9 protein-coding genes and 2 pseudogenes are annotated in these 11179 nt (G+C 53.7%); 10 read left to right on the top strand and 1 reads right to left on the bottom strand.

Features of this window, described 5'->3' with window-relative positions:
- The 7 genes and pseudogenes from BM321_RS19450 to BM321_RS19420 all read left to right on the top strand — a co-directional run.
- On the top strand, positions 1 to 917 hold a 917-nt coding region (locus BM321_RS19450; RefSeq protein WP_175535176.1), incomplete at its 5' end, for an RHS repeat-associated core domain-containing protein.
- A 2-nt stretch (positions 918 to 919) separates the two neighbouring features.
- A complete protein-coding gene (locus tag BM321_RS19445) occupies positions 920 to 1324 on the top strand; it encodes a hypothetical protein (protein WP_092444088.1) in 405 nt (134 codons plus the stop codon).
- A gap of 732 nt (positions 1325 to 2056) precedes the next feature.
- The gene (locus tag BM321_RS19440) at positions 2057 to 2416 is read left to right on the top strand and encodes a DUF6124 family protein (RefSeq protein ID WP_092444086.1); all 360 of its coding nucleotides are present in this window, start codon (positions 2057 to 2059) and stop codon (positions 2414 to 2416) included.
- A gap of 529 nt (positions 2417 to 2945) precedes the next feature.
- Positions 2946 to 4220, top strand: coding sequence for a glycoside hydrolase family 68 protein (locus BM321_RS19435; protein WP_092444084.1), 1275 nt, complete (start codon positions 2946 to 2948; stop codon positions 4218 to 4220).
- A 596-nt stretch (positions 4221 to 4816) separates the two neighbouring features.
- Positions 4817 to 5176, top strand: coding sequence for a DUF6124 family protein (locus BM321_RS19430; protein WP_092444082.1), 360 nt, complete (start codon positions 4817 to 4819; stop codon positions 5174 to 5176).
- A 231-nt stretch (positions 5177 to 5407) separates the two neighbouring features.
- Positions 5408 to 5674, top strand: coding sequence for a helix-turn-helix domain-containing protein (locus BM321_RS19425; protein ID WP_092444080.1), 267 nt, complete (start codon positions 5408 to 5410; stop codon positions 5672 to 5674).
- Between the two features lie 651 nt (positions 5675 to 6325).
- A pseudogene (locus BM321_RS19420) lies at positions 6326 to 6687 on the top strand (DUF6124 family protein).
- Positions 6688 to 6822: 135 nt separating this feature from the next.
- On the opposite strand, the pseudogene BM321_RS19415 reads toward BM321_RS19420, so the two are convergent.
- Positions 6823 to 8040 (bottom strand): annotated as a pseudogene (locus BM321_RS19415) (DNA/RNA helicase domain-containing protein); the annotation flags it as partial.
- Positions 8041 to 8296: 256 nt separating this feature from the next.
- Here BM321_RS19415 and BM321_RS30705 point away from each other — a divergent pair.
- The 3 genes from BM321_RS30705 to BM321_RS19405 are packed head-to-tail and all read left to right on the top strand — an operon-like array spanning position 8297 to position 10713.
- Positions 8297 to 9235, top strand: coding sequence for a hypothetical protein (locus BM321_RS30705; RefSeq protein WP_218190458.1), 939 nt, complete (start codon positions 8297 to 8299; stop codon positions 9233 to 9235).
- Between the two features lie 35 nt (positions 9236 to 9270).
- On the top strand, positions 9271 to 9858 hold the full coding sequence (locus BM321_RS30700) for an AAA family ATPase (RefSeq protein WP_218190457.1): 588 nt from the start codon (positions 9271 to 9273) through the stop codon (positions 9856 to 9858).
- Positions 9859 to 9861: 3 nt separating this feature from the next.
- Entirely contained in the window at positions 9862 to 10713 is an 852-nt protein-coding gene (locus tag BM321_RS19405) for an HNH endonuclease (protein ID WP_092444078.1), read from the top strand.
- The last annotated feature ends 466 nt before the right edge of the window (positions 10714 to 11179 follow it).

The following is an 11179-nucleotide window of genomic DNA, read 5'->3' as shown; positions in this document are numbered from 1 at the left end:
ACCAGCTCGTTGCCGAAAACAGCCCGCGCCACCACCGCAGCTATGTCTACGAACCAGGCACCTTCCGCCCCCTGGCCCTGCTCGATGGCGAAGGCCCCGACGCCCGCCCGTTCTACTACCACCTCGACCACCTGGGCACGCCCCAGGAACTGACCAACCCCGCCGGCCAGATCGTCTGGACGGCGCGCTACAACGGCTACGGCAAACTCACCAAACTCACCTACGGCGGCGGCGAACAGCTGGAACAACCCCTGCGGTTCCAGGGCCAATACTTCGACCCGGAAAGCGGCCTGCACTACAACCGGCACCGCTACTACAATCCCGAGACCGGCCGCTATTTGACGCCTGATCCGAGCAAGTTGGCGGGTGGGCTCAATGGGTACCGCTACACGGTGAACCCGACGGGGTGGGTGGATCCGTTGGGGTTGGTGGATTGCCCGGGGAAGGGTGGGTGCCGGCCGGCGGCTGGGGGGCAGGATCCGGCGGGGAAGGTTGGGGTGGATGAGGGTGAGACATCCCTGCCAAAACCTGAATACCTTTATCGCGGAGATTTAAGAGGACCAGAGGTGATTTTTAAGGAGGGCTTTGTGAGTTTGGGGGAAAGTACCGATTTACTACTCCATGCTTTGGATAATACAAATCCACCCAGTAAGTATGTTAGTACGACAACAAGCGTAGGTGTTGGGATTGATTTTGGAACAAGATACGGAACACGGAAGGGCTATTTATATATTCTTAAGAAGATTCCCGGGCGGGATGTGAATAAGGAAATTCCCAAAAACGATATTCCTTTTAGCTATGAGCATGAAATTGCAATTTTTGATCGTGTAAAGACTGGGGATATCATTGGGGTGACGCCGTTGAAGAAGGATGGCACCTTCGTGGGTTATTCATTGCCCAATCCTAATAGAGAATGATAATGGCAGATAGAAAAATCATTTCCGTCCTCAGGGGAGGGCAGAAAGAAGAGGCTTGGCTCGATATTAATGAGCGAAGATTGACTATTCTACTTACACTAAGTGACGGGTGGTCGAAAACTTATACGGGAGTAAATATATATGACTGCTTCGGGGAAATTATAAAAGAGCACGCTGACTTAAAGTTTTTATGCAAGGGTGCTAAACGAAATGTGCGCCCTTCAAGCATGTCCGCGCAGATGACGTTAGGCGTTGTGGCCTATGAGAATGTTCTCGGGAGGCCTGCCTCAAGAGAAAATTTGGTAAATATATTTGATTACGATGATCAGGATATAATTAGCGATCCTCAGTTGCAGAAGGATTATTTTTTCCTCTGGATGCAATCTATACGGGATCTGGACGAATAAAATCTGGATTGTGTGGCATAGGATGTTTCTATCGATTCAACGTTATGACAACTCGCGCCTACCAGCACAGCAAAAAATCACGTCGCCCCAATGTGGGAGCGAGCTTGCTCGCGATAGCGGAGTGTCAGTCACCATTAATGGCAACTGACCCACCGTCATCGCGAGCAAGCTCGCTCCCACAGGTTCATCGGTGATTCGCCGGTCGGTACTTGCCTCAGCCATTAAAAAAACACCTCTTTGACACCGATAGCATCGTTTCTTGGCCCCGCAGCTTGTCTCTATATTGGCGCACGATGTCGCTTGGTGCCTAGACCCTTTATCGTCGAACCGAATGGGAATCGAGGCGGCTCAGCCGAAGGTGGTTTGTTTGAATGCACTGGGTGAGGGATACGGGTGTTTATTGGGGGCGCGTGAGATCCAGGGACGGCTGACGTTGTCTTGCGCCATTGCCTACAACTACGCCAGAATCCGCCGGCTTGTGCGCCCTTGGCCGCGTCGGTAGTTTTGATCCTGTCACTGCCCATCAGTGATCGGGTTTAGCAGCCCGTCGAGTTGAGTCGCATCAAGCTTCATCAGTCAGGTATCCCCATCCCTGCACTTGATGGCGGCTGTGCGTGGGGCGTCCTCGGGCGCGCCGATTTCTTAACTCGTCGGTCTGCTAACCCGCGTACAGCTGCCACCCACTCGTTTAGCAGCGAGAGGGTCGCGGCCTCACCAAAGAGAGTTAAGGCTATGGTCAAAATTACACCGAACCCTCCAACTGAAGATGAGCATGTGTCTCGTGCCCAGTCTGCTCGTAACAATAAGCTTGATGACGCTGCCAACCGGGCGTTGGATTACTACCTGAAGCCTACGCCGAAGAACGAAACGTCTGACAAGCCCAACACCATCTTCCGTATCGCGCCTGATGTTGATTCGGAATGTTTGCTCGCCAATCTCAGTGAAAACCTGGCGTCGGCCAATGCCATGATCAATGATTTGGCATTTGGCCTGGAGGGATCACGACGGCATTTTGCGTTGGGAATTTTGCAGGTGATCAAGGTGAGTGAGCTGTTGGCGAATCGGGCTTTGGATATTATTGAGGTGAGGTAACAAGGGGCCGCGCTTACCCCAGGTATGAAAAAGGGTCTTGCACAGCAAGGCCTTTTTTGTGCCCGAGCGTTCGGAATCAGCCCCATCAAAAACAACTGACCCACCGCCATAGCAGGCATTTAACACCCTCCACTGTGGGAGCGAGCTTGCTCGCGATAGCGATACACCAGTCAACCTCAGAACCGCTGACCCCCCGCCTTGTGTTGAGCTTTGCACACAACCCACAGACTCAGTTGACCAATCCCTCTATGCACCGCTTCCGCTCGTTGGCCAGTTAAGCGCGCTTTCCAAGAGTAGCGGCTCAGAGCACCGAGTGTGCAGGCAACATCGTCGATCTCCCCATGAATTAACTTCTGCAAACGTTCAAGGCTGAAACGTATCAGCTCCAAGAAAAAACTAAAATATGCACAAATGCATTTTTTCCTTGACCCATAGGGGTGCGTCTCTATAAGGTGATTTAACTGTATGCGCATCCAGTATTTCTAAAGCATCATTTATTTGAATCCATTCATGGACGAGGTCTTACCTTATGAAAACCAACACTGAAAAATTCGGTGTCACCCCCCATCAACCCAGCCTGTGGACCCGCGCTGATGCGTTGAAAGTCCGGGCGGACGATCCCACCACCACTCAGCCGCTGGTCCGTGCGGATTTCCCGGTATTGAGCGATGACGTGTTCATCTGGGACACCATGCCCCTACGCGACTTGGACGGTAACGTGACGTCCGTCGATGGCTGGTCGGTGATCTTCACCCTGACGGCCGATCGTCATCCAAACGACCCGCAGTACCTCGACGAGGACGGTAACTACGACATCCTCCGCGACTGGAACGATCGTCACGGTCGGGCAAAGATGTACTACTGGTTTTCTCGTACCGGCAAGAACTGGGAGCTCGGTGGCCGTGTGATGGCCGAAGGGGTTTCGCCGACCGCTCGCGAATGGGCCGGCACGCCGATTCTGTTGAACGACCGAGGTGAAGTGGACCTGTATTACACCGCCGTCACCCCAGGCGCGACCATTGTCAAAGTGCGCGGTCGGGTCGTGACCACTGAACACGGTGTCAGCATGGTCGGCTTCGAGAAGGTCAAGCCGCTGTTCGAGGCCGACGGCAAGATGTACCAGACCGAAGCCCAAAACGCCTTCTGGGGTTTTCGTGACCCATGGCCATTCCGCGACCCGAACGACGGCAAACTGTACATGCTGTTCGAGGGCAACGTGGCCGGCGAGCGCGGCTCGCACAAAGTGGGCGAGGCCGAAATCGGCGATGTGCCGCCGGGTTATGAAGATGTCGGCAACTCGCGCTACCAGACCGCCTGTGTAGGCATCGCCGTGGCCCGCGACGCGGACGGTGACGACTGGGAAATGTTGCCACCCCTGCTGACGGCCGTGGGCGTCAACGACCAGACCGAACGCCCGCACTTCGTGTTCCAGGATGGCAAGTACTACCTGTTCACGATCAGCCACACCTTCACCTATGGCGACGGCGTGACCGGGCCGGACGGCGTGTACGGTTTCGTCGCGGACTCGCTGTTCGGCCCCTACGTGCCGCTCAACGGTTCCGGCCTGGTACTGGGCAACCCATCCTCCCAGCCATTCCAGACCTACTCGCACTACGTGATGCCAAACGGCCTGGTGACCTCCTTTATCGACAGCGTACCGACCGACGAAACCGGCACGCAGATTCGTGTGGGTGGCACTGAGGCGCCAACGGTGGGCATGAAAATAAAAGGGCAACAGACGTTCGTGGTGGCCGAGTACGACTACGGTTACATCCCGCCGATGCTCGACGTCACACTCAAGTAATAGAAGTACAGGGGTTTCAGGCAGCGGGTTTGAGGTCGATGAAAAAACCGTTGTGGATATGATCGAGATATCCCGTCTGATTTATTGCGATGTTGGTCGCAAGCTCCATTGAAGAACGAGTCGTAACTCTCCTCACGACTGGCTGCAAGGACGCAGCCAGTCGCGAATGCATTTCCCTGCAACGTATGTACACAAGCGCCTCTGTGGGAGCGAGCTTGCTCGCGATAGCGGTGCATCCGCAACCTTCCAGCCGGCTGTTTATCGTGACTCCACGAGACAAGCCAAGACCGACATCGCCTTGCGCCATTGCCTACAACTACGCCAGAATCCGCCGGCTTGTGCGCCTTTGGCCGCGTCGGTAGTTTTAATCCTGTCACTGAGCATCAGTGATCGGGTTTAGTCGCCCGTCTCAACCTAAGGCGTACCAAGTCCCGTCGGACAGGCTGTGCTGTTCCTGTATTGATGGTGGCTGTGCGCAGGGCGCCCCCGGGCGCGCCGGGATTCTTAGGTTCACCGGTCGACTAACCTGCGCACAGCTGCCGCCCTCTCGTTTAGTCGCGAGGTGGTTGCAGCCTCACTTACAGGAACCTAAGTCGATGGCAAAAATTACACCGAACCCTCCGACCGCAGATGAGCATGTATCTCGCGCTCAGTCTGCTCGTAACAATAAGCTTGATGACGCTGCCAATCGTGCGTTGGATTACTACCTGAAGCCTACGCCGAAGAGCGAAACATCTGACAAACCCAACACCATCTTCCGTATTGCACCTGATGTTGATTCGGAGTGTCTGCTCGCCAATCTCAGTGAAAACCTAGCTTCGGCCAATGCCATGATCAATGATTTGGCGTTTGGTCTTGAGGGATCACGACGGCATTTTGCGTTGGGGATTTTGCAGGTGATTGAGGTGAGTGAGCTGTTGGCGAATCGGGCTTTGGATATTGTTGAGGTGAGGTAACAAGGGGCCGCGCTTACCCCGGGCATGCAAAAAAGGTCTTGCAGGGCAAGGCCTTTTTTGTAGGCGCGAGATTGGATAAAAGGCTGTCAGGTTTAGGGACATCCAGAAAATCGTCGATCCATTTGTGCAACAAGGTGCTGCACTAATCACGAATCAAAATACACGTGGCGTTGTATCTCCACGGCTACAGTAATTAGATAAATATGGATTTTTGATGCTCGAGGGCTACAAATGACCACCCTGTTTGATGTGGCCGAAATGCTGAAACAGGCTCGAGGGGAGGCCCGTTTGAGCCAGGAAGCCTTGGCCAGTCGCGCTGGCGTCTCACGTTCAACGGTGGCGCGTATGGAAACAATGGCTAAAGGGGATATGAGCGTCTCGGCCCTTGTCCGGTTATTGGAAGCGGCCGGATACGACTTGAAACTGGTGAAGGCAGGTCATGAACGCACGGTTGAGGACATCCTGGCCGAGCAGCGTTCCGGGGCGCACGAGTCCTAGTCACAGACGTAAAGCCGATAGAGAAGTTGTGCAAGTACCTCTTGCACAATTTCCCCAACCGCAGCGTCGCTCCTTGCTCGTGACGCGCCATGCTGGCCAACATAATTGACGCTGACGCACCGCATTTACGAGTAAACCCGCTCCGCCAGTCCTATGTTTGAAATGCCTGACGTGTCGCCATTTATTGATTTCAACGACACGTTCTATCGTCATATCGCCAGCAACGACATATGCACAAATGCTGCTCCTCTGTGGGAGCGAGCCTGCTCGCGATAGCAGTGTGTCAGCAACCTTCCGGTCAGCTGTTTATCGTGACTCCACGAGACTAGCCAAGACCGACATCGCCTTGCGCCATTGCCTACAACTACGCCAGAATCCGCCGGCTTGTGCGCCTTGGGTCCCCTAGGTAGTTTGAATCCGTCACTGCTCATCAGTGATCGGGTTTCGCAGCCCGGACTCTATAGGCGCACAACGTCACCTTCGAAAGCAGATCGCCCATGTCTGTGATTTCGTCAGAGGTGGCTGTGCGTGGGAGACCCTCGGGTCTGCCGGTCCCTAGAGTCCCGGTCTGCGAACCCGCGTACAGCTGCCACCCCATACTTCGTTTCGCAGCGAAGGGTGGTAGCTCCAACAGACTCTAGGAGCTTTACCATGGTCAAAATTACACCGAACCCGCCAACTGCGGACGAATATGAGTCTCACGCTCAGTCTGCTCGTAACAAAAAGCTCGATGACGCTGCCAACCGGGCGTTGGATTACTACCTGAAGCCTACGCCGAAGAACGAAACGTCTGACAAGCCCAACACCATCTTCCGTATCGCACCGGGGATGTTGATTCGGAGTGTCTGCTTGCCAACCTCAGTGAAAACCTGGCTTCGGCCAATGCCATGATCAATGATTTGGCGTTTGGTCTTGAGGGATCACGACGGCATTTTGCGTTGGGGATTTTGCAGGTGATTGAGGTGAGTGAACTGTTGGCGAATCGGGCTTTGGATATTGTTGAGGTGAGGTAGAGCGGGGCGTTCGCTGACCTCCTGGCGTAAAAAAGGTCTTGCTTGGCAAGACCTTTTCGTATGCGGGAGTCTCTAAACGATGGGCGCCTAAATTGTCCAACAACCTGTTGGATAATTGTCTAAGTCAGCAGAACATCAGTGGGGGCGGTAATCGGCAAGCCGACTCTCAAAGTACTGTGCCGTCTCCTGATCAGTACAGTACAGGTAGCACCCTTTCATCCCACGGGTCATCAGTGTTCGGTAGGTGTTTTTGATGATCAAATCCGTCTCTTTCTGCGCGAAATCAGGCTGCTCTTTCATCAGCTTCTTCCAGCCACGAATCGATTTGTCGTGCTTGTCACGCTTATGCGGTGATGTGAGTAATTGCCCGTCACGAACGATCAAATCTGGCCCGATGATCACGCCTATATAGTCGACTTCCAGTCCCTGGCACGTGTGGATGCAACCGACCTGTTCAATGGAGTTTTCCGCAATGATCCACAAACTGCCGTCCTGATCCAGGTTCCACTGACGCGCATAATCATCACCGATCACGATATCGGATGCCTGGGGATCTTTTTTGCTGAGCCAAGGCCAGCAATAACCCGCGACAACGCGAGCTTTGTTTCCGTGGTTTTTCTGCTCAATGGCAGCGTGCATTGCCTGCGGGGTGTCGAACACCTTGAACTCGTACTCGCTCGTATCAAGCAGCGGATTGGCGGTCGGTCGAATAGCCAGCACGTCATCCAGCCACGCCAGATATCCATCAGATCCACTGCAGCGAAACTGTGACGACAGCATGTATTCCTCGACGTTTGCGCCTTTGGCTTTCGCAAAAGCGCGGATAGCCTGCTTGCTACCAATGTCGCTCAAGGTCACGCGCTGATCTTCGTCGATGAAGAAAATCGAGCATTTCGCAGAGTTGATCAGTTCCTTGATCTGGTTCTCACCTAGGTTCCCATAAAGGCCGCTTTTCTCGTTGAGCCTGTGAGCCTCGTCAACGATGAGTGCGTCGAACGTGTTGGGCTCGGTTTCGATAAACGCACCCGAGCCAGAAAAGAAATTAGAAAAATGACTACGTTTGATCGTACCGACCAGTTTGCTTTCGTAGACCTTGCGTGGTGCGGCGTTTTTCGAGACGTATTTGCTCAGCAACTTTAACCCGGTGAGTCTTACCAGCAAGTTAATTGCCAAAACGGTTTTTCCGGTCCCCGGGCCGCCCTCAATGATTAGCACCTTTGGCGATGCTATGGACGCCTCACTCGCCGCAACAAGCGCTGACTCGAAGATTTCTTTTTGGTCGTCAATCAATACGAACTCAGGTTTGCCTTTCATGAGCCCGCCAAGCGCCTCGGCGTGCCCTCGCCACGGTCTGCGCCTATACTTCTCCTCCGGTAGCGCTTAATTTCTGGAGTATGAGAGCCAAGCTTAAGTTTTAAAAATGGCCGGTCACGTGGTCGGCTATTGGTGTGCTACAGCGAGTCTCAGATTCAGAATTTTCTGGATGTGAGCGGCGGAATGGAGGTTATTTTTCACTCGCAGCAAGCGCTCGATGGCGAAAATGAGGCTCAAGCATCACGTCATCAGGCAATCCGGAAGAGAAGTGCTTACATTCAAGGAAGCGGTTGCCATGAGGTTCGTCGTAAAATTTAGGTCTGGCGATTCGCCAAAAACCAATCACTACCCGCACGCAGTGCTAGCCCAAGATAACTGGGACGACTATGGCTATAAGACCACGTTCCACGTCACGCTGAATTTATCGGCGGATGAAAGCTTTGATCTTGGCAACATCAAAATAATTGAGGCCGGTCGAACAAGCGGCTACGCCGAGATGCCCCGAAAATCCTTTGAGGTATTGCCTGATGGTTACGCATCGCTAGGTGCAGATCTCGATTACTACGAGACGATTTTCAAGCTTGGACGGGACATCTTCGAGCCATATTTCAGAGGCCTTCGAGATGTCGCGTTCGATGACACAATTAAGGCCAGTGTCGAAGACAGCGAAGCCTATCGAGTCTCGCTTTTGCGTTTTGGCGGTGCTGAAAGGACCCTTGGCGACGCCACACGATTACTGCGTGGGCCAAACGTACCTACGAAACGGAGGAATGCTGGTTTTAAGGTCAAGTTTAAGACTCGGGTGGCTAATAGTGCGAACGCTTTTACAATCGACTTTGATTTTCGGCGGCGAAGCCGTCTGCCAAATCGTATCAACGCACTAATTGGCTACAACGGCACGGGTAAAACTCGGCTTCTATCGAACCTTGCAATTGTGGCGAGCGGATACGGCTACGTTAGCAAAGAGGACGTGCTGGATAATGCGGCTGGGCGATTTGTCGGAAACGCGCCGCCATTCAAGACGGTGGTTGTAGTGTCCTACAGTGCGTTCGACACCTTCGTCATTCCGGGGCGCACAGAGGTGGAAAAGGAAGGCTTCAAGAGCGCGGAGGCATCTTTGGATACGTTTATTGTGGTCTTCGCGAACGATCGGACGATGGCGCGCCGAACGGTGAGCAGGCATATCGGCTGCGCACACCAACGGAAATCGAATTGGAGTTTTTGGCGGCAATAGACCGCGTACGCGAAGCTGATCGGATGGAAAGTCTGTTGGAAGTACTTAAACCGCTTCTGCGTGATCCGTCGTTTCAGCGTATCGGACTTACCCAAATCTACGCTAACCGAGATAAGGTCGAACTTGGCGAGCTTTTTCGCAGTCTGAGCAGTGGTCACAAGGTTGTTCTTAAAATTGTTACTGAACTGACCGCTCACATCTCAGGTTCGGAACCGACGCTAGTACTCATCGACGAGCCCGAAACCCACCTCCATCCGCCGTTGCTCGCCGCGTTTCTGAAGAGTGTGCGAGCGTGTCTTGAAGCCTTTGATGGCTACGCGATCATCGCCACGCACTCGCCGGTGGTACTTCAGGAGACCCCTGCGAAATACGTTCAGGTACTGCGGCGAGTTGCCGACCAGAATCGGGTCGAGGCTCCAAGAGTAGAGACGTTTGCGGAGAGCATTGGTGTAATAACTCAGGATGTATTTAACCTTGGCGACGGCTCGACCGATTGGCACGAGACACTAAACTTGCTGGCGCGTCGAAACACGCTTGAGGAGATCGAGGAAACTTTTGGCCGCAAGCTGGGGTTTGGAGCAAGATCTTATGTTCTGAGCATACGTGACGAGATGGAGGGTTAGCAGATGCGCTCGATTCCATTGCTCGCCGTTGACGCGACGGACATATACGATGAGATTGCCTTAGCCAAGCATGAGCCACGGCGCGGAAGGATGCAGAGGGCTCGGGCAAAGGTCGTTGCTGCCTATCAGAGCTATGACGATGTTGCACCAGAAGTTGGCGACCTGGTCAACGCCCCGCTAACCCGGCAGGCAAAGGAGGCGATGCGGCACGCGTACGACGTGGATACTCAGCCTATGACCGCGCTCCGCGCTGATCTCTTGAAGAGAATATCCGTCGCTCGTTGCCCGTTCTGCGGGATTGGCGAGTCCTCGACGCTTGATCACTATCTACCCAAGGAACAATATCCTGAGTACTCGATATTTCCGAGGAATCTCGTTCCAAGCTGCGCGACCTGCAACACGCGGAAACGTGACCGCATCTTAGACGAAGAAACCCGCGTACGAATGTTCCTGCACCCCGGTTACGATTTAATCCCTAACCTAGAATTTCTCGCTGTACAAACTCGCATGGAAGCGGACGCACTGATCTTGTCCTATCGACTGATACGGCCGGTCGGGATGGCGCTTCGCACCTTCAGGCATTTACAGTCGCATTTTAGGGAGCTCAATCTTGCGGATCGTTACAGGCGCATGGGCCTTGAACATTTGGGTGGACAATATCCTGCCTTTCGCCGGGCCTACGGCTTGGGTGAAGACGCGGAGCGCGTCTCGGAGAAGCTGAATCAAGAAGCGCAGGACTATGAAGAAGCATCAGGTCCAAATTACTGGCTCGCCAAGCTTTATCGAGCACTGGCTAGTGATATCGATTTTTGCGACGGCGGATTCGATGCAGTTCGAGCTCAAGCTCTGCTGTAGTCTCATATGCGAACGAAAAGATTCTTGCTGTCGACGTGCTGGTGGGTGGCATCTCCAGGGCTCAATCTGACGAATTAATCGCTCGGTTTCCGTCGACCTGTTTCGGATTCAGCTTACCCATGTTCCTCTCCAGTTGACGCCCGTTGTTCCCCCACCTAATCATCGGATGCAGTATCGAATCTGATCGAGCAGCATCGGACAAAGGAATAGCGGAAACCCCCGACGTAGCTTAGCTATCAGAAGATTAAGAAGACAAGGTAGGATTTTTCGGACAATTAAAAAGCCGGCTTATGGCCGGCTTCTCGTTGACTAACTCAGTTCGTTTTTGACAAACCTCACCAGCCTTCAAAACGTACATCCGGCTCTTGCGGCCGGCTGTGGGACTTGGTCAGAAAGTGATCTGCCTTGTCGGTGCGAGGCGTGGGCTCGCAAATGTGGGGCGGAGGATACGCGGGTTTTCGGCAGA

Source organism: Pseudomonas sp. NFIX10 (genome assembly GCF_900111955.1).
GTDB classification, from domain to species: Bacteria; Pseudomonadota; Gammaproteobacteria; order Pseudomonadales; family Pseudomonadaceae; genus Aquipseudomonas; species Aquipseudomonas fluorescens_AA.
This window is presented reverse-complemented; position numbering and strand designations above follow the sequence as displayed.

What these genes read in the sequence shown, in the direction of transcription:
- BM321_RS19440 (WP_092444086.1), top strand. Translation starts at nt 2,057, where the DNA reads ATGGTCAAAATTACACCGAACCCTCCAACTGAAGATGAGCATGTGTCT.
- BM321_RS19425 (WP_092444080.1), top strand. Translation starts at nt 5,408, where the DNA reads ATGACCACCCTGTTTGATGTGGCCGAAATGCTGAAACAGGCTCGAGGG.
- BM321_RS19430 (WP_092444082.1), top strand. Translation starts at nt 4,817, where the DNA reads ATGGCAAAAATTACACCGAACCCTCCGACCGCAGATGAGCATGTATCT.
- BM321_RS19435 (WP_092444084.1), top strand. Translation starts at nt 2,946, where the DNA reads ATGAAAACCAACACTGAAAAATTCGGTGTCACCCCCCATCAACCCAGC.
- BM321_RS30705 (WP_218190458.1), top strand. Translation starts at nt 8,297, where the DNA reads ATGAGGTTCGTCGTAAAATTTAGGTCTGGCGATTCGCCAAAAACCAAT.
- BM321_RS19445 (WP_092444088.1), top strand. Translation starts at nt 920, where the DNA reads ATGGCAGATAGAAAAATCATTTCCGTCCTCAGGGGAGGGCAGAAAGAA.
- BM321_RS19405 (WP_092444078.1), top strand. Translation starts at nt 9,862, where the DNA reads ATGCGCTCGATTCCATTGCTCGCCGTTGACGCGACGGACATATACGAT.